General features: G+C 72.4%; 18 protein-coding genes and 2 pseudogenes. 8 read left to right on the top strand and 12 right to left on the bottom strand.

The window, feature by feature from the left end:
• The 10 genes and pseudogenes from AB0M88_RS48725 to paaN form a co-directional block, all read right to left on the bottom strand.
• A pseudogene (locus tag AB0M88_RS48725) lies at window positions 1–212 on the bottom strand (hypothetical protein); the annotation flags it as partial.
• Between the two features lie 597 nt (window positions 213–809).
• Window positions 810–1,856, bottom strand: a complete 1,047-nt coding sequence (gene paaE, locus AB0M88_RS48720; RefSeq protein WP_364114340.1) for a 1,2-phenylacetyl-CoA epoxidase subunit PaaE — start codon at window positions 1,854–1,856, stop codon at window positions 810–812.
• A gap of 1 nt (window position 1,857) precedes the next feature.
• Window positions 1,858–2,349, bottom strand: a complete 492-nt coding sequence (paaD, locus tag AB0M88_RS48715) for a 1,2-phenylacetyl-CoA epoxidase subunit PaaD (RefSeq protein ID WP_364114344.1) — start codon at window positions 2,347–2,349, stop codon at window positions 1,858–1,860.
• A gap of 11 nt (window positions 2,350–2,360) precedes the next feature.
• Complete coding sequence (gene paaC / locus AB0M88_RS48710; RefSeq protein WP_364114342.1) at window positions 2,361–3,167, bottom strand: 1,2-phenylacetyl-CoA epoxidase subunit PaaC; 807 nt, start codon at window positions 3,165–3,167, stop codon at window positions 2,361–2,363.
• Between the two features lie 91 nt (window positions 3,168–3,258).
• Window positions 3,259–3,555 (bottom strand): 1,2-phenylacetyl-CoA epoxidase subunit PaaB, encoded by a 297-nt coding sequence (paaB, locus tag AB0M88_RS48705; RefSeq protein WP_364114338.1) that lies wholly within the window; start codon window positions 3,553–3,555, stop codon window positions 3,259–3,261.
• Complete coding sequence (gene paaA, locus AB0M88_RS48700; protein ID WP_364114336.1) at window positions 3,552–4,493, bottom strand: 1,2-phenylacetyl-CoA epoxidase subunit PaaA; 942 nt, start codon at window positions 4,491–4,493, stop codon at window positions 3,552–3,554. Before paaA ends, paaB begins: the two co-directional genes overlap by 4 nt.
• Window positions 4,490–5,341 carry a 3-hydroxyacyl-CoA dehydrogenase family protein gene (locus AB0M88_RS48695; RefSeq protein ID WP_364114334.1) on the bottom strand — a complete coding sequence of 284 codons (852 nt, stop codon included), beginning with the start codon at window positions 5,339–5,341 and terminating at the stop codon, window positions 4,490–4,492. The genes paaA and AB0M88_RS48695 overlap by 4 nt, the downstream gene beginning before the upstream one ends.
• A gap of 83 nt (window positions 5,342–5,424) precedes the next feature.
• A complete protein-coding gene (locus AB0M88_RS48690) occupies window positions 5,425–6,156 on the bottom strand; it encodes an enoyl-CoA hydratase/isomerase family protein (protein WP_364114332.1) in 732 nt (243 codons plus the stop codon).
• A 103-nt stretch (window positions 6,157–6,259) separates the two neighbouring features.
• A complete protein-coding gene (locus AB0M88_RS48685) occupies window positions 6,260–7,462 on the bottom strand; it encodes a thiolase family protein (RefSeq protein ID WP_364114330.1) in 1,203 nt (400 codons plus the stop codon).
• Entirely contained in the window at window positions 7,455–9,146 is a 1,692-nt protein-coding gene (gene paaN, locus AB0M88_RS48680) for a phenylacetic acid degradation protein PaaN (RefSeq protein ID WP_364114328.1), read from the bottom strand. The genes AB0M88_RS48685 and paaN overlap by 8 nt, the downstream gene beginning before the upstream one ends.
• 113 nt (window positions 9,147–9,259) lie before the next feature.
• Here paaN and paaI point away from each other — a divergent pair, with 113 nt between their 5' ends.
• From paaI to AB0M88_RS48660, 4 genes are read left to right on the top strand one after another with little or no spacing between them, the layout of a single operon-like run.
• Complete coding sequence (gene paaI, locus AB0M88_RS48675) at window positions 9,260–9,676, top strand: hydroxyphenylacetyl-CoA thioesterase PaaI (protein ID WP_364114326.1); 417 nt, start codon at window positions 9,260–9,262, stop codon at window positions 9,674–9,676.
• Window positions 9,673–10,260 carry a TetR/AcrR family transcriptional regulator gene (locus AB0M88_RS48670; RefSeq protein WP_364114324.1) on the top strand — a complete coding sequence of 196 codons (588 nt, stop codon included), beginning with the start codon at window positions 9,673–9,675 and terminating at the stop codon, window positions 10,258–10,260. Before paaI ends, AB0M88_RS48670 begins: the two co-directional genes overlap by 4 nt.
• A 13-nt stretch (window positions 10,261–10,273) precedes the next feature.
• Entirely contained in the window at window positions 10,274–11,578 is a 1,305-nt protein-coding gene (gene paaK, locus AB0M88_RS48665; protein WP_364114322.1) for a phenylacetate--CoA ligase PaaK, read from the top strand.
• Between the two features lie 33 nt (window positions 11,579–11,611).
• Window positions 11,612–12,856, top strand: coding sequence for a glycoside hydrolase family 3 N-terminal domain-containing protein (locus tag AB0M88_RS48660; RefSeq protein ID WP_364114320.1), 1,245 nt, complete (start codon window positions 11,612–11,614; stop codon window positions 12,854–12,856).
• On the opposite strand, the gene AB0M88_RS48655 is transcribed toward AB0M88_RS48660, so the two are convergent.
• On the bottom strand, window positions 12,853–13,839 hold the full coding sequence (locus AB0M88_RS48655; protein ID WP_364114318.1) for a LacI family DNA-binding transcriptional regulator: 987 nt from the start codon (window positions 13,837–13,839) through the stop codon (window positions 12,853–12,855). The genes AB0M88_RS48660 and AB0M88_RS48655 overlap by 4 nt on opposite strands.
• A gap of 78 nt (window positions 13,840–13,917) precedes the next feature.
• Between AB0M88_RS48655 and AB0M88_RS48650 the strand changes: the two genes are divergently transcribed.
• The 4 genes and pseudogenes from AB0M88_RS48650 to AB0M88_RS48635 all read left to right on the top strand — a co-directional run bounded on the left by AB0M88_RS48650 (window position 13,918) and on the right by AB0M88_RS48635 (window position 16,926).
• A complete protein-coding gene (locus tag AB0M88_RS48650; RefSeq protein ID WP_364114316.1) occupies window positions 13,918–15,078 on the top strand; it encodes a Gfo/Idh/MocA family oxidoreductase in 1,161 nt (386 codons plus the stop codon).
• A gap of 11 nt (window positions 15,079–15,089) precedes the next feature.
• Window positions 15,090–16,091, top strand: coding sequence for a sugar phosphate isomerase/epimerase (locus AB0M88_RS48645; protein ID WP_364114314.1), 1,002 nt, complete (start codon window positions 15,090–15,092; stop codon window positions 16,089–16,091).
• Between the two features lie 213 nt (window positions 16,092–16,304).
• A pseudogene (locus tag AB0M88_RS48640) lies at window positions 16,305–16,370 on the top strand (hypothetical protein); the annotation flags it as partial.
• A 55-nt stretch (window positions 16,371–16,425) separates the two neighbouring features.
• Window positions 16,426–16,926 carry a hypothetical protein gene (locus AB0M88_RS48635; RefSeq protein WP_364114312.1) on the top strand — a complete coding sequence of 167 codons (501 nt, stop codon included), beginning with the start codon at window positions 16,426–16,428 and terminating at the stop codon, window positions 16,924–16,926.
• Window positions 16,927–17,341: 415 nt separating this feature from the next.
• Here AB0M88_RS48635 and AB0M88_RS48630 read toward each other — a convergent pair whose 3' ends face one another.
• Complete coding sequence (locus AB0M88_RS48630; protein ID WP_364114310.1) at window positions 17,342–17,776, bottom strand: SUKH-4 family immunity protein; 435 nt, start codon at window positions 17,774–17,776, stop codon at window positions 17,342–17,344.
• Between the last annotated feature and the right edge of the window lie 182 nt (window positions 17,777–17,958).

Here is a 17,958-nt window from a genome sequence, read left to right as displayed (position 1 = left end):
GGCTTCTTCGTCGCCGTCGTCGCCCGCGCCGCCGTCGGCGCCGTCGGCGGCAGTTCGGTCCCGGCTGCCGCGCCGGTCGGGCCTTCCAGGGGTACGTCGGTGACCGCGGCCGCGGGCGCGGCAACCGTCGAGGGCTTCGGGTCGTGACCGCAGCCGGCCAACCCCACCAGCAGGGTCACCGTGACGGCGGTCGCAATACGGGCGAAAGGCACCCGCCGACCCTAAGCCGCAGCAAACGTCGCAACCGTCGGCGCGCCCACCCCCGGGTGAAGACCAGACCCCCGCGAGTGAACGCCCCGCATCCCAGCCGGTCTCCGCCCGCGCGTATGGCCTTCCGTCACCCGGGAGTCCGCCCGGATCCGCCCCGCTACCGTGCGGCCACCCGCACCGCGCCCTCGCCACCGCGGCGGCCCACCCGCATCGCGCCCCGCCTCGCCTCGCCTCGCCGACCGGCACCGCGACCCGCCACCGCGCCTCACCCAGCCCACCCGCACCGCGACCCGCCACCGCGCCTCACCCAGCTCACCGGCACCGCAACGCCACCGCGGCGGCCCACCCGCATCGCGCCCCGCCTCGCCCTGCCCAGCCCACCGGCACCGCGACCCGCCACCGCGCCTCGCGCAGCCCACCCGCACCGCGCCTCGGCACCGCGCCTGGCCACGCGCAGCCACCCGCACCGCGCCCCCAGCACGGTGCTCGCCCCGCGCGGCTCACCCACACCGGGCCTGGGCGGCCCCGCCCGCGGTTCGAACCGTCCGCGGCCCTCGGTCGGACCCTCGGCGCCGCCCGCGGGCCGGGCGTCGAGCGGGTCAGTCGTCGTAGGTGACGGTCACCTTCTCCGTCGTCGGCCTGGACTGGCAGGTCAGGACGAACCCGGCCGCCAACTCGCCCGGCTCGAGCGCGAAGTTGCGCCGCATCGCCACCTCCCCGTCGAGCACCCGGGCCCGGCACGTGCCGCACACCCCACCCTTGCAGGCGAAAGGCAGGTCGGGCCGCACCCGCTGCGCCCCCTCCAGAACCGTCGCGCCCTCCGGGACGGTCACGGTCGTGGACCGGCCGTCGAGCACCACGGTCACCTCGCTGCCGGGCCCGGCCGGGGCATCCTCCGGGCGGACCGGCTCGGGCGGCGCCTCGTCGACCCAGAACAGCTCCCGGTGGATCCGCTCGGGCGCCACACCGGCCTCGCTCAGCACCTGGGTCGCGTCGGTGACCATGCCGAACGGCCCGCACAACCACCAGTGCTCGACCCCGGGCACGTCGAGCAGCAGCGGCAGCAGGGTCCGCAGCTTCTCGGCGTCGAGCCGCCCGCTGAGCAGGTCGACCTCGCGGGCCTCCCGGGAGAGCAGATGCACCAGTTCGAGCCGGGACGGGTGAGCGTCCTTCAGGTCGGCCAGCTCGTCGGCGAACATCACGGTCGCCGCCCGCCGGTTGCCGTACAGGATGCTGACCTGCGCCTTCGGATTGCGCAGCAGCGACGCCGCGATCGACATCACCGGGGTGATCCCCGAGCCCGCCGCGATCATCACGTGCCGCCCGCCGGCTTCCAGGTCGGGCGTGAACGTGCCCGACGGCGGCGCCACCTCGACCCGGTCGCCGACCCGCACCTCGTTGACGAGCCAGCCGGACACCAGCCCGCCCGGCACCTCACGGACGCCGATCCGCGGCCGCGCCCCGGCCGGCGCACAGATCGAGTAGGACCGCCGCTCCTCGGTCTTGCGGACCGTCAACGATTGACCGGGCCGAAAGGCGAACGTGGCCGCCAACTCTTCGGGCACGTCGAAGGTGACCGCGACGGCGTCGCCGCACAGCCGCTCGACCGCGGCGACCCGCAGCTCGTGGAACCCCCGCACCGCCACGTCAGATCTCCTTCACGTGCTCGAACGGCTCCCGGCACTCCGGGCAGCGCCGCAGCTCACGGCAGGCGGTCGCACTGAACGCGGCGATCCGCTCGGTCTCCTGATGCCCACAGTTCGGGCAGGCCACGAGGCCCGGCCGCGTACCCAGAACCAGCGGAACCGGCCCACTCGCCCGGCGCGGCGCCGGGCCGGGCGGCGAGATGCCGGCCGCGGCGAGCTTCGCCCGCCCGGCCGCCGAGATCCAGTCGCTGCTCCAGGCCGGCGCGAGGACCGTACGCACCTCGGCCCGCCCAAATCCGGCCGACCGCAGCGCCCCGACGATGTCGTCGCGGATCGTCTCCATGGCCGGACACCCCGAGTACGTAGGCGTGATCGTCACGACCACCCCCTGCTCGCCGTCCCGGACGTCCCGCACGATCCCGAGGTCACCGAGCGTCAGCATCGGCAGCTCCGGATCAGCCACCGCGCCGACCACATCAGCCGCGCTCACTATGTCGACCGCGCTCACCAGGTGCTCCCCGGCATCGCGCGCGCCAGCCCCTGCATCTCCTCGAGGATCGCGACCAGCTTTTCCCCGTGCACCCCGTCCCGCCCGCCGACGGATTCGAGCCCGCTGGTGTCCACGCCACCGTCGGCCGGGTGTCGCAGGGTGGCCGCCTCCTGCACCTGTTCGACCACGGCCACGAACTCGTCCCGAAGCCGCGACGAGTCGACGGCGACTCCGGCCGCGGCCAGCCGCGACTCGATCGCGTGCGGCCGGAACAGCTCGGCGGTCAGCGGCCAGACCGCGTCGAGCCCGGCCTGCATGCGTTCATGGGACAGCTCGGTCCCGTCGCCGAGCCGGACGACCCACTGGGCCGCGTACTCCCGGTGGTACGTCACCTCCTTGACCCCCTTGGCCGCGATCGCCGCGAGCACCGGGTCGCGCGACCCGGTGAGCCGGTCGAGCAGCGCGAGCCGCCACGTCGCGAAGACCAGCAGCCGCGCCACGAGGTGGGCGAAGTCGGCGTCCTCGCCCTCGGCCAGCGCGACGTGCCGGAACTCGCCCGGATCGCGCAGGTAGGCCAGCGCGTCCTCGCCCCGCCCCGCCCCCTCGACCTCGCCGGCCCGGGTGAGCAGGAGCCGCGCCTGCCCGAGCAGGTCGAGCCCGATGTTGGCGATCGCCAGCTCGTCCTCCAGTTCGGGCGCACGGGTCACCCACTGCTGCAACCGGTGCGACAGGATCAGCGCGTCGTCGCCGAGCATCAGGCAGTAGGCCATCAGGTCGCCCCGGTCCACGTCGGAAGGGACCTCGGTCGGCACGCCGGCCATCGGGTCGGAGAACCCGGTCCCGTACGCCCAGCGCGCGTCGTCATCGTGATCGGTCAGTGCCTCGTACGCGTCGTCGAAGGACATGGCCGCCTCAGATGTGCGGGACGGAGTCGGGGATGGAGTAGTACGTCGGGTGGCGGTACATCTTGTCGCCACTCGGTTCGAAGAACGCCTCCTTGTCGTCCGGCCCCGACGAGACCACGTCGTCGGAGCGCACGACCCAGATGCTCACGCCCTCGTTGCGCCGCGTGTAGAGGTCGCGGGCGTGGTGCAGCGCCATCTGGTGGTCGGCGGCTCGCAGCGACCCGACGTGCACGTGGTTGAGCCCTCGCTTGGCCCGCACGAACACCTCGAACAGCGGCCACTCGTGCTTGATGTCGTCGCTCATGCGCGCGCTCCTTCCCGCTGTTTACGCGCGTGGGCAGCCGCCGCCTCGCGCACCCAGGCTCCCTCGTCGTCGGCGCGCTTGCGGTGCGCGATCCGTTCCCGGTTCAGCGGCCCGCCGCCGGAGATGACCTTCTTGAACTCGTCCCAGTCGATCGCGCCGAAGTCGTAGTGCTCCCGCTCGGCGTTCCACTTCAGGGCCGGGTCGGGCAGCGTCACACCGAGCGCCTCGGCCTGCGGCGCGCTCATGTCGACGAACCGCTGCCGCAGGTCGTCGTTGCTGTGCCGCTTGATCCGCCAAGCCATCGACTGCGCGCTGTTGGGCGAGTCGGCGTCCGGCGGCCCGAACATCATCAGCGACGGCCACCACCAGCGGTCGACCGCGTCCTGCACCATGGCGCGCTGCTCGTCGCTGCCCCGCATCATGGTCATCAGCAGCTCGTAGCCCTGCCGCTGGTGGAAGGACTCCTCCTTGCAGATGCGGATCATCGCCCGCGCGTAGGGCCCGTAGGAGCTGCGGCACAGCGGCACCTGGTTGCAGATCGCCGCCCCGTCGACCAGCCAGCCGATCACTCCGACATCGGCGAACGACAGCGTCGGATAGTTGAAGATCGACGAGTACTTCTGCCGCCCCTCGATCAGCCGCCGGGTGAGATCACCCCGGTCGGCGCCGAGCGTCTCCGCCGCCGAGTAGAGGTAGAGCCCGTGCCCGGCCTCGTCCTGCACCTTGGCCAGCAGGATCGCCTTGCGGCGCAGCGAGGGCGCGCGGGTGATCCAGCCGCCTTCCGGCTGCATGCCGATGATCTCGGAGTGCGCGTGCTGCGCGATCTGCCGGATCATCGTCTTGCGGTAGCCGTCCGGCATCCAGTCGCGCGGCTCGACCCGCTGGTCCCTCTCGATCGTCTCGGCGAACGTGCGCTCGCCGGTCGCGAGATCGGTCATGATGCCTCCCAGGTGAAGAACCCTTGGCCGGTCTTGCGGCCCAGCTCACCGCGGGCCACCTTGTCGCGCAGCAGCCGCGGCGGCTCGAACCGCTCCCCCAGCTCACGGTGCAGGTGCTCGGCGATGGCGAGCCGCACGTCGAGGCCGACCAGGTCGGTGGAGCGCAGCGGCCCCATCGGATGCCGGTAGCCCAGCTCCATCGCGCGGTCGATCGCGGCCGCGTCGGCCACCCCCTCCTGAAGCATCCGCATCGCCTCCAGCCCGAGCAGCACGCCGAGGCGGCTGGTCGCGAACCCCGGCGAATCACGGACTACAACCTCCGTCTTACCCAGCCCGGCGACCCACGCACGCGCCGCTTCGCGCGCGCTTCCAGCCGTACGCGGTCCGACGACGATCTCCACGAGCGCACTGGCCGGCACCGGGTTGAAGAAGTGCATGCCGACGAACCGCTCCGGCCTCTCCAACCCGTCCGCCAGCCCGGCAATCGACAGCGAGCTGGTGTTGGTGGCCAGCACGGTGGCTTCGCCGACCGACCGCTCGGCCGCGGCCAGCACCCGCACCTTGAGCGCCGCGTCCTCCGGCACCGCCTCGACAACCAGATCGGCATCGACCGGAAGCCCGCTGACGTCGTCGACCAACGTCAGCCGCTCGAGCACGGCGTCCGGCGACTCGGTCAACTTGCCCTTCTCACCGGCCCGCAGCAGCCCCATGGCGACCCGGTCGCGCGCCGCCGCCGCGGCCGCCCGATCCTGCTCGACCAGGCACACCACGGCCCCGGCCGTGGCGAAGACCTGGGCGATCCCGGATCCCATCCGCCCGCCGCCGATCACCCCCACAATCTTGGGCACGGCCGCGGCCGCCGAAGCGGACGACTCGGTTGCGGTAGTCGATGCCTCGGGAACGGGCTCGGACGGGGCGGGAAACGTCGTCACTAGCGGCCTCCGGAGAGGAAAGCGTCCATGCGGGCCCGCTTGTCGTCGGACTCGAAGAGAATGGCCTGGGCCAGGTCGTCGGTCAGCGGGTGTGCGCCCGGCGCGTCGGCGACCAGCTTGGTCAGGCGCAGCGCGAGCGGCCCCGACCGGGCCATGCGGTCGAGCAGCGAATGCGCCCGCTTGAGGAGTTCGCCGGCCGGGACCACCTCGGCGACCAGGCCGAGCCGGTGCGCCTCCTCGGCGTCGAGGCGCCGCCCGGCGAGCAGCACCTGCTTGGCGACCGAGGCCCCGACCAGCTCGCGCAGCCGCCAGGTCGCGCCGGCCGCGGCCAGAATACCGAGGCCCGGCTCCGGGTTGCCGAAGACCGCGGCCGGCGAGGCGATCCGGATGTCGCAGGCGTAGGTCAGCTCGGCGCCCCCGCCGAGCGCATAGCCGTCGACCGCCGCCACCGTCGGCAACGGCAACCGCGCGATGCGGTCGAAGAGCCGGCTGTTGATGCCCTGCAGCGCCTGGTCGCGCCCGCGCTCCCGCAACTCCCCGATGTCGGCCCCGGCCGCGAACGTGCCGCCGTCCCCGGTGATGAGCAGCAGCCGCGGCTGCTCCTCCAGGACCGCACACACCTCATGCAACTCCCGCACCATGGCCGCATTGATCGCGTTCCGCGCCTCGGGCCGCCGCAGCGTGACGACCACCCGGTCGGCCGCCTCCTCAACCACCAGCGTGCCGCTCACGACCGCACCCCCAAAGCGCCGGCACCCGCCGCGTCAGCCCGGACCCGGGCCGCCGCGACGGGCCGGGAGCGGGCGAGTGCCGCGTCGGGCGGTGGCGGGGTGGTCACGGGCGCTCCAGGAGCATGGCTACGCCCTGGCCTACGCCGACGCAGAGGGTGGCCAGGCCGCGGCGGGCCGACTCGCGTTCCATGCGGCCGAGCAGAGTGACGGTGAGGCGGGCGCCGGAGCAGCCGAGGGGGTGACCGAGGGCGATGGCGCCGCCGTCGGCGTTGACCCGGGCCTCGCCGAGCTTCAGGCGGCGGATCACGGCCAGGGACTGGACCGCGAAGGCCTCGTTGAGCTCGACCGCGTCGAGGTCGCCGGCGGCCCAGCCGGCGCGGGCCAGGGCCTTTTCGGTGGCCGGCACCGGGCCCAGGCCCATGATCTGGGGCGGCACGCCGGCGCTGGCCGACGTGACGACCCGGGCGCGCGGGGTCAGGCCGTAGCGCTCGACCGCCTCGCCGCTGGCCACGACCAGGGCGGCCGCGCCGTCGGAGAGCGGGGACGACGAGGCGGCCGTGACCACGCCGCCGGAGCGGAAGACCGGCTTGAGACCGGCCAGCTTCTCCAAGGTCGAGCCGCGGCGCGGGATCTCGTCGGTGGTCACGTCGCCGACCGGGACGATCTCGGCGTCGAAGCGGCCGGCGTCGATCGCGGCGACCGCGCGCTGGTGGCTGCGGAGGGCGAACGCGTCACTCTCCTCGCGGGTGATGCCGTCGAGGGTCGCGACCTCCTCGGCCGTCTCGCCCATGGTGAGCGTGACCCGGCGGTCGTCCGGGGTGTGGCCGGCCGCCCGGTCGTGCTCGGTGAACCGCGGGTTGGTGAAGCGCCAGCCGAGCGACGTGTCGACCACCTCGCCGGGACGGGCCCACGGGGTGCCCGGCTTCTGCATGACCCACGGTGCCCGGGTCATCGACTCGACGCCGCCGGCCACGACCAGGTCGGCCTCCCCGGCGCGTACGGCGTTGGCGGCCGAGGCGATCGCGGTCAGCCCGCTCGCGCAGAGGCGGTTGACCGTGTAGCCCGGGACGGTGTCGGGCAGGCCGGCCAGCAGCACGGCCATGCGGGCGACGTTGCGGTTGTCCTCCCCGGCCTGGTTGGCCGCGCCGAGCACCACCTCGTCGATCGCCTCGGCGGGCACGCCGGCGCGGGCGACGGCCTCGCGGACGACCAGCGCCGCGAGGTCGTCGGGGCGCACACCGGCGAGGACCCCGCCGTATTTGCCCTGGGGGGTGCGGACGCCACCGACGAGGAAGGCCTCAGGCATCGGTGCCCACCGCCGGGACGTGGTGGCGCGACTGCAGGGTGAAGAAGCGGCCGGAGACGAAGTAGTCGTCGGTCAGCGAGGCGGTGGCGGCCGGGTTGGCCCCGGTGCCGTGCAGGTCGCTGAAGGCGGCGGTCTGGTTGACGAAGACGCCGCCGTTGAGGTTTTCCGACAGGTGGACACCCGCGTCGAGGGCGGCCTCGCGGGCGGCCTCGATCACCTCGGGTGAGGACGAGTAGACCGCGGCGGTCAGCGCGCCGTGCGCGCGCACGGTCTCGACGAAGATCCGCAGGCTGTCCTCGGTCGACGCCGTCTCGATGAGGAACGAGACCGGGCCGAACCACTCGCGGGTGTAGGTCTTGTCGTCGGCCGCGTCGAGCCGCACGACGACGGGAGTGCGGACGGTCGCGCCGGGCCACTGCTCGTCGGCGACCTCGGCCGACGGGTGCACCACGGTGGCCGCGGTGCCGGCCTCGGTCAGGCGGCTCAGCACGCCGTCGTTGACGATCGCGCCGAGCGTGCCGGCCGCGCGCCTGGGGTCGCCGAGCAGCTTGTCGAGCGCCCCGGCGAGGTCGGCGCCGAACTCGTCGACGCCGCGGTGCCCGGCGTCGGTCTCGATGCCGGCCGACGGGACCAGCAGGTTTTGCGGCGTCGTGCACATCTGGCCGCTGTAGAGCGACAGCGAGAACGCCAGGTTGCGCAGCATGCCCTTGTAGTCGTCGGTCGAGTCGACGATGACGGTGTTGAGCCCCGACTTCTCGGTGTAGACCACGGCCTGGCGCGCGTTGGCCTCGAGCCAGTTGCCGAACTCGCTGGAGCCGGTGAAGTCGACGATGCGCACGTCGGGGTGGGTGGCCAGGGTGGCCGCGATGCCGTCGCCCGGCTCCTCGACCGCGAGTGTGACCACGTCGGGGTTGAGCCCGGCCTCGGCCAGCACCTCGCGCGCGACCTGGACGGTGATGGCGAGCGGCAGGATCGCGCCCGGGTGCGGCTTGACGATCACCGGGTTGCCGGTGACCAGGCTGGCGAACAGGCCGGGATAGCTGTTCCAGGTGGGGAACGTGGTGCAGCCGATGACCAGGCCGACGCCGCGGCCGACGACGGTGCTGGTCTTGGCCAGGCTCAGCGGGTCGGTGCCGCGCTGCGGCTTGGCCCAGGCGGCGTTGCCGGGCAGGCGGGTGGCGGCGGCCAGGGCGCAGGCCACCGCCTCGAGCGCGCGGTCCTGCGCGTGGGCGCCGCCGGCCTGGAACGCCATCACGAAGGCCTGGCCGGTGGTGTGCTGCACGGCGTGGGCCATCTCGTAGATGCGGCCGTTGACGCGCTTGATGATCTCGACCGCGACGCCGGCCCGGCCCTCGGGACCGGCGGCGCGCCAGCCCGGAGTGGCGGCGCGGGCGGCCGCGACCAGGGCGAGCGGGTCGGCCTTGGGATAGCTGACGCCCAGCTCGAGGCCGAACGGCGAGCGCTCGGTGGACACCGTGCCGGAGGCGCCCGGCACGTCGATCGGGAACGTCTTGCCGAGCAGCGCGGTGAACGCCTGCTCGCCGGCCGGAGCGGCCTCTTCACCGTAGACGGACTTGCTCGGCGACTCGGGGAAGGCCGACCAGTAGTCACGGTCGGCGGCGGCCCGGATCGCGCGATCGATCAGCTCGCGATGCGTCTGGAACAACTCGGCGGGGGTTGTCATCTGCGCTCCATTGCGGTTGGCTGTCCTCATTATCTACCGTCCGTTCGGTCGGTAATCAACCCCGGGGAGGAAGCGTGGCACACTCCATCGGCCAACCCGGAACCGCTCACGCCATGTTCGACCGGGACACCGCCTCCAAGGCGCTCGGCATCGAGCTGCTCGAGGCCGCCGACGGGCAGGCCACGGCGCGGATGCGGGTGACCGCCGAGATGGTCAACGGACACGGGATGACACATGGTGGGTTCGTCTTCCTCCTCGCCGACACCGCGTTCGCGTGCGCGTGCAACAGCCACGGCCCGGTGACCGTAGCGGCTGGGGCCGACATTTCCTTTCTCACTCCGACGCGCGAAGGCGACGTCCTCACGGCGTACGCGCAGGAGAGGGTGACCAGAGGTCGCAGCGGGATCTATGACGTGACCGTGACCTGCGATGGCGACGTAGTCGCCGAGTTCCGCGGCCGGAGCCGGCAGCTCGCGACGGCGAAAGAGGCGGGGAAGAAAGCGGACGAAACGGCGGAGGAAAAGCCGTGACCGCTCCCCGCCGGCGCGGCCGGCCCGGTCATGACCAGGATGCCGTGCTCAACGCGGCCGTGCGGCTGTTCAACGAGCACGGCTACGACGCGACCAGCATGTTCGACATCGCCGAGTCCCTCGGCATCACGAAATCGAGCGTCTACCACCACATCAACGGCAAAGAGCACTTGCTGCAGATGGCGGTGGACCGGGCGGTGGACGGGCTCTTCGAGGCGGCCGAAGATGTGAAGTCCCTCGACGGGCCGGCGATCAAGAGGCTCGAGCAGCTGATACGGCGCAGCGTGCTCGTGCTCGACGAGCGCTTCGAGTTCGTCACGCTGCTGCTGCGCGTGCGCGGCAACACCGCCGTCGAGCAGCACGCGCTCGCCCGGCGCCGGATCTTCGACGGGATCGTCACCGATCTCGTCAAGCAGGCGCAGGCCGAGGGCTCGGTGCGCCCCGACGTCGACCCGGCGACCGCCGCCCGCCTGCTGTTCGGCATGGTCAACTCGCTCACCGAGTGGTATCGCCCTCATCGCGGCAGCGCCCAGGCCATGGCCGACGCGGTCGCCACCATCGCCTTCGAAGGACTGCGGGTGTAAAGGAGCAACGGAAATGCAGGACCGCGTCCCCCGACCGGAAGATCTGGAACCGATCGAGCGGGCCTCGATCGACGAGCTGCGCGCACTCCAGCTGGAACGGCTGCGCTGGTCGCTACGGCACGCCTACGACAACGTGGCGCCCTACCGCAAGATGTTCGACGAGCGGCAGGTGCACCCCGACGACCTGCGCGAACTCGGTGATCTGGCGAGGTTCCCGTTCACCGACAAGGCGGTGCTGCGGGGCAACTACCCGTTCGGCATGTTCGCGGTGCCGCGCGAGCAGGTGTCGCGGGTGCACGCCTCGTCGGGCACCACCGGGCAGCCGACCGTGGTCGGATATACGAAGGACGACCTGAAGACGTGGGCCCGGCTGATGGCGCGCTCGATCCGCGCCTCGGGCGGCCGGCCGGGCGACCGCGTGCACGTCGCGTACGGTTACGGGCTCTTCACCGGCGGCCTGGGCGCACACTACGGCGCCGAGGAGCTCGGGTGCACGGTCATCCCCGTGTCCGGCGGCATGACCGAGCGGCAGGTCAGGCTGATCCGCGACTTCGAGCCCGAGATCATCATGGTGACGCCGAGCTACATGCTGGCGATCGTCGACGAGATGGAACGCCAGGGCGTCGACCCGCGGGCCACGTCGCTGCAGGTCGGGATCTTCGGCGCCGAGCCCTGGACCCAGGACCTGCGCACCGAGATCGAGGGCCGGCTCGACATGCACGCGCTCGACATCTACGGCCTGTCCGAGGTGATGGGCCCCGGTGTGGCCAACGAGTGCATCGAGACCAAGGACGGCCTGCACATCTGGGAGGACCACTTCTACCCGGAGATCATCGACCCGGTGACCGGCGAGGTGCTGCCCGACGGGAAGATCGGGGAGCTGGTCTTCACCTCGCTGACCAAGCAGGCCATGCCGGTCGTGCGCTACCGCACCCGCGACCTCACCCGGCTCCTGCCCGGCACCGCCCGGCCGATGCGCCGGATCGAGAAGATCACCGGACGCAGCGACGACATGATCATCCTGCGCGGGGTCAACGTCTTCCCGACCCAGATCGAGGAGCTGATCCTGCGCACGCCGGCCCTCGCGCCACATTTCCAGTGCGTGCTCAGCCGCGACGGGCGCCTCGACGCGCTCACGGTCAAGGTCGAGCGCCGGACCGGGACAAACCCCGAGGGGGCCGAGGCCGCGGGCCACGATCTGGCCACCGCGATCAAGAACAACATCGGAATTTCCGTACGCGTGGAGGTCATAGAACCGGACGGTGTCGAACGTTCGATGGGCAAGATGCGGCGGATAGTCGACCTCCGCCGGTCGTAGGCGGAGTGCGCCGACCCAGTAGCCTGTGCCCCGATGACGTTCCGGACGGCAGTTGACAAACGGCGATGGTGGATCGGTGGCGCGCTGGCGGTGATCGTGGCCGCCGTGCTCGGCGTCTCGCGGATCGGCGGCGCCGATGATCCGAAGCCGGCCGCGGCTCCGGCCTCGGCCGCTGTCGTGCCCAGTGTCGTGCCCAGTTCGGCGCCGTCCCCTTCACCATCTCCGCCGCCGTCGTCCAAGCCCCCGGCCGACTGCGTCACGCAGACGGTCGACGGCATGTCGCTGTTCGAGCGGGCCGGCCAGGTGCTGATGATCGGCACCGCGGTCGACGCCCCGAGCGGCCTCGGCGACACGGTCGCGCGCTATCACCTGGGCGGCGTCTTCCTGCACGGCCGCAGCACCGAACCGGCGTCGCAACTGCGCTCCGGCATCGCCGGGCTGCAGAAACGCTCCCCGGTGCCGCTGCTGATCTCCCTCGATCAGGAGGGCGGCCAGGTGCAGACGCTCAAGGGCGCCGACTTCCCCCGCCTGCCGTCGGCGCTCAAGCTGGGCGGCGAGTCGACCGCCACGATCCGCGACACCACCGCCGACAGCGCGCACCGGCTGGCCGGCATCGGCGTCACGATCGACCTCGCGCCGGTCGCCGACACGGTCCCGGCCGGGCTGGGCGACGGCAACCCGCCGATCGGCGGCTTCGACCGGCAGTTCGGTTCCGACCCGAAGAAGGTCGCGGCCTCGATCCGTACGGTCGTCGGCGCCTCCCAGGACGCCGGCGTGATGACCGTTCTCAAACACTTCCCCGGGCTCGGGCGGGTGCACGCCAACACCGACGTCTCGGCCAAGGCGGTCGACTCCACAACCGACGCCGACGACCCCTACCTGCAGCCGTTCGCGGCCGGCATCCAGGCCGGATCGGCCGGCGTGATGATCTCCTCGGCGTCCTATCCGCACCTCGATCCGAAGAACATCGCGGCCTTCTCACCGTCGATCATCACCGGCCTGCTGCGCGACAAGCTCGGTTTCCAGGGCCTGGTCATGTCGGATGACCTGGGCGCGGCGGTCGCCGTCGCCGGCACGCCGGCGGGTCAGAGAGCCGTACGCTTCGTGGCCGCCGGCGGCGACGTCGTCCTCTCGATCAAGCCGTCGGACGCGGCCCCGATGGCGTCGGCGCTGATGACGAAGGCCCGGGGTGACGCCGCGTTCAAGAAGCGGCTGACCGACGCCGCGACCCACGTGCTGCGGGCCAAGGCGAAGGCCGGCATCCTGAGCTGCGGTTAGGGCGGGGCGGTGCTCCCGCGCACGACGAGACGGGGCACCAGCACGATCTCCTCGCGCGTGGTGCGGCCCCCGTCGAGCCGGGTGACCGCGGCGAGCACGGCCTGCCGCGCCTGCGACGGGGCATCCTGATTGACCGAGGTCAGGTCGATGTGGGCCAGCCGGGCGAGCGTGGAATCGTCGTACCCGACAACCGAAACGGCCTCGGGCACCTCGATGCCGGACCGTAGAAACGCATCCATGAGCCCGACCGCGAGGCGGTCGTTGGAGGCCACGACCGCCGTAGGCCGGTCGTCGGCCGCCGCCAGCCGCCGCCCGGCGCGGATGCCGCCCGCCTCGGTGTGATCGCCCCGCAGAACCCGCGGATCGAGGCCGGCCCGGCGCATCGCCCGCCGGTAACCCCGGCGCCGAGCGTCGGCCACCTCGCCCGATCCGCCGTCGACGAACGCGATGCGCCGATGACCGAGACCGATCAGATGATCGAGGGCCGCGTCGACGCCGACGTCGTCGGCCGAGCGCACCGCGTCGACTCGGGCCCGGCCGGCCGTGCGGCCGACCACGATGCACGCCGCCTGCGCGGCCAGCTCGTCCAGCCGCTCCTCCGAGGCGTCGGTCCCGAGCAGGATCAGCGCCTCGCACCGGAAATCGAGCAGCGTCTCGATCGCCCGGTTCTCGTCGTGGTCGCGGGTGAGCGTGGCCAGCACGACCTCGTAGCCCGCCCGGGCCGCCTCGACCTGGATCTCCTCGACGAGCTCGGCGTGGAACGGGTTGAGCACGTCCATCATCACGCCGAGCAGATGCCGGCGACGCCGGGCGAGCAGGCTGGCGGTGCGGTCGGCGCGATAACCCAGCTCGGCCGCGGCGGCCAGCACCTTTTCCCGGGTCTCGGCGCTCGGGCCGGGCACCCCGCGCAGGACGAGCGAGACCGAGGCGGTGGAGACGCCGACCCGGGTGGCCACGTCCTCCAGACGCGGTCGTTGATCCACCTCCGCACCCCCTTGACATCAATCGAGATCGACTTGGATAGTACAGGGACTTAAAGCGCTTTAAAGAGGCGGTTCCTCATGACTCCCTCCCCCATCGGCGTGGCCGTCATCGGTGCCGGCATGGTCGGCCGGGCGCACGCCAACGCCTACCGCAACGCCTCCACCGTGTTCTCTCTGGACAGGCCGGTCCCTCGGCTGGTCGCCGTCGCCGACCTTCACCAGCCGTTCGCGGCCGACGCCGCCACGCGCTACGGCTTCGAGCGGGCCGAGACCGACTGGCGGGCGGTGATCGACGCGCCCGACGTCGACGCGGTCAGCGTCGCGGTCGCCAACAACCTGCACCGCGAGATCGTCGAGGCGGCTCTGGCCGCCGGCAAGCACGTGCTCTGCGAGAAGCCGCTCGCCCCGAGCGTCACCGACGCCCAGGCGATGGTCGACGCGGCCGCCGCCGCGCCCGGCCGGGTCAACGCGGTCGGCTTCACCTTCCGCCGCTCCCCCGCGATCAACGCCGTCAAGCAGCACGTCGAGGCGGCGCTCGGCCCGGTGCGCAGCTTCGTCGGCGACTACTGGTGCGACTACGGGTGCGACCCGCAGCGCCCGATGAGCTGGCGCTACCAGGGCGGTCCCGGCTCGGGCGTCCTCGCCGACATCGGCAGCCACCTGGTCGACCTGGCCGAGTTCTTCTGCGGCGAGACCACGGGCGTGCAGGGCACGGCGATGGCGACCCTGGTCAAGGACCGTCCGCGCGCGCTCGGCGTCGCGATGGGCCACGCCGGCGGGGTCGAGCTCAGCGAGGAGCGCCTCCCGGTGGAAAACGAGGACGTCTGCACCTTCACCACCAGCTATGCCGGCGGTGCGCTGGGCACGTTCTCGCTGTCCCGCGTGGCGTACGGGCATGCCAACACGCTGAAGTTCACCGTCTTCTGCGAGCGCGGCACCGCGTCGTTCGAGATGACCCGTCCGGCCGAGTTCAGCATCGTCGACGACACCGCGCCCGACGGGGTGCGCACCGTCTTCGCCGGCCCGTCCCACCCCTATCTCAAGCAGGGCCTCCCGATGGATTTCCCGACCGTCGGCCACGGGCAGAACGACTTCTTCGTCTATCAGGCCCGGGCGTTCCTCGACCAGATCGCCGGCCTCTCCGACCTGCCGCCCTGCCCCGACATGGCCCACGGCCTGCATAACCTGCGCGTCCTCGAGGCGGTCGTCGCCGCCACCGACAAGCCCGTCCTGCTCTGAAGGGTTCCCCCATGAAGCTCGGTGCCTACACCGCCTGCCTGCACGACCGTTCCCTCGACGAGACGCTGAAGATCCTGGGCGAACTCGGCCTGACCAGCGCCGAGATCAACACGGGTGGCTTCATCGCCGCCCCGCACATCCCGATCGACGACATCCTGGCCAGCGCCGGAGCCCGCGAAGACTACCTGGGCCGCTTCGCCCAGGCCGGCAACACGCTGACCGGGTTCAACGTCAACGGCAACCCGCTCAACCCCGACCCGCTGGTCGGTCCCCGGCACGCCGCCGACCTGCGCCGCACGATCGAGGTGGCCGCCCTGCTCGGAGTCAAGCGCGTCGTGACCATGTCGGGCCTGCCCGGCGGCCACCCCGGCGCCACGGCCGCCAACTGGGTGGTCAACCCGTGGGACAGCCAGTGGCTCGACGTCCTCGACCACCAGTGGAACGAGGTGGCGATCCCGTTCTGGAAAGACATCCAGGCCCGGGCGGCCGCCGCCGACGTCAAGGTCTGCATCGAGATGCACCCGCACAACCTGGTGTTCAACCCGCCCACGCTGCGGCGCCTGGTCGAGCAGACCGGCGCGACCCACGTCGGCGCCGAGATGGACCCGAGCCACCTGTTCTGGCAGGGCATCGACCCGGTGGCGGCAATCGAATACCTGGGCGACCTGGTCTTCCACGCCGCGGCCAAGGACACCCGGATCAACCAGGACAACGTTCGCCTGTTCGGGGTGCTCGACGACCGGTTCACGCGCACGCCGGCCGCGCGGAACCCGCTCAACCTGGGCGGCCACAACACGCTCAACCAGTGGCCCGAGCGTCCGTCCTGGCAGTTCGTGGCCGTCGGCCGGGGGCACGGCGACGAGTTCTGGGTGCCGTTCCTGCAGGCGCTGAAGGCGGTCGACGCCGACATGGCGGTCAACATCGAGCACGAGGACACCGAGCTCGACCAGATCGAGGGCCTGCGGTTCGCGGCCCAGCAGCTGATCGCGGCCGGCGAGAAGGCGGGCGTGTGAGCGGCCTCCGATGGGGCGTGCTGTCCACGGCGAGCATCGCCAAGGTCGTCACCGCGGCCAACCCGGGCCGGTTCCGGGCCGTCGCCGGGCGCGACCCCGCACGCGCCGCGGCCTTCGCGGCCTCGACCGGCATCGAGCGCACCTTCGCCGACTACGCCGCGATGCTGGCCAGCGACGAAAATCGACGCGGTCTGCATCGCCCTGCCCGCCTCGATGCACACGTCGCGGACGGTCGCGGCGCTCCGGGCGGCCAAGCACGCGCTGTGCGAGAAGCCGTTCGCCTGGTCACCGGCCGACGCGGCGAGCTGCTTCGACGCGGCCGAGGCGGGCGGGTGTGTCCGAGGGCTTCATGTGGCGCACCCACCCGCAGGCCCTGACCGCCCAGCGGCTGATCGCCGACGGCGCGATCGGCCAACCGTCGGTGATCCGGACGGCGTTGCGGGTCGCGGTCGGGCCGGGCGACATCCGGCGCTCGCCGTCGCTCGGCGGCGGCGCGCTGGGCGACCTCGGCTGCTATTGCGTGAGCGCGATCCGCCTCTTCGGCGGCGACCCCGTCCGGCTCACGGCCGGCGCCGTCTTCGAACAGGTCGACACCCGCCTCGGCGGCGTCCTGCAATGCCCCGACGGCGTGCTCGACCTCCCCCGAGCCGACGAACTCGACGTGGTCGCCTCCGAGGGCGCCCTGCACATTCCCGAGCCGTGGCTGTGCACCGCCGGTGAGATCGAGTTGACGCGCAAGGGCGTGGTCGAACGCATCCCGGCCGACCCCGACGTCCGGTTCGCCTTGAGCATGACGCCTACCGCATCGAGTTCGACACCTTCGAGCAGGTCGTAGCCGGCGACGGCCCCCAGCCCTTCGGCCGCGCCGACGCCGTCGCGCGGGCGGCGACGCTGGAGGCGGTGCCGCACGCGGCCCAAACCCGCCAGGCGGTCACCCTCTGACCTGTGGCGGGCACGCCGTTCCCGTTCCGCGCCCAGGCAGAACGACCAGCAGGTCGGCGGGACGAGTGTGCGGCGCGGCGTCGTTGGCACGGCGGCGGGAAGGGCCGGACGGGGAGGAAAGCGGCGGCCCGGATCGGCTATGACACGTGCCGGAAGCAGGCGAAGCGCGGCGTGTGGGAGGTGGCAGGAGACGAGGCCGGTCGAATGGCTCTGCGGGGTGGGCGGGCAGATCGCGCCGTCGCCGATCGGCCGGCCGCTTTCGGAGAGCTCTTGAGCGCGGGCAGCCCGGCTGATGTGCCGCTTCCGGCTCAGATGCCGCATTCGATCTCCTCTATGGCGGACGGCCAGAGCTGGTTCTCGTCGCGGGTCGCGCCGGGGTCGAGCTGCTCGACCTCGGCCAGCGTCCGGGCGGCCAGCTCCTCGAGTGCCGCGTCGTCGTCCTCGATTCGACGGGCGGAACGGCGAGCCTTGCGGTAGGCCTCCGAGCACCGCACCAGCAATTCGACGGAGCTGTTGATGAGCTGGACGCTGCCGTCATCGTCGATCAGCAGCATCTCGCCGCCGTTGCGGTCGACGGCCAGCAGCGCCACACCCGGGTCGATGCTCAGGACCGCAACGAGCCGGTCTCCCACGGCGCGGTCCTCGAACGGCGCGTGCCGCCACTTGCCCTCGACCGGCACCTTGCCGTAGCCGACCGGCCGCAGGGGCGCGAGCCCGTCCTCGATCCGCTCATCGCCGATCACCGGCCGAGCCTGCCATTGCCGTCCCCCGGCCGCCGCCCGACACCCACGGCGCCCGCGACGGTCACGGCCCACCGTGGGCCGCGGCCCCCCCCCCCCCCCCGCCCCCCGCCCCGGGGAGGAAGGCGCGTCGAAGCGACGGGCGCACAAGGTGCACGGCGTGCGGGTGGCCGCGACCACCAACC

The sequence above is a fragment of the Actinoplanes sp. NPDC051411 genome (assembly GCF_040682075.1).
In the GTDB taxonomy this organism is placed as follows: domain Bacteria; phylum Actinomycetota; class Actinomycetes; order Mycobacteriales; family Micromonosporaceae; genus Actinoplanes.
This window is presented reverse-complemented; position numbering and strand designations above follow the sequence as displayed.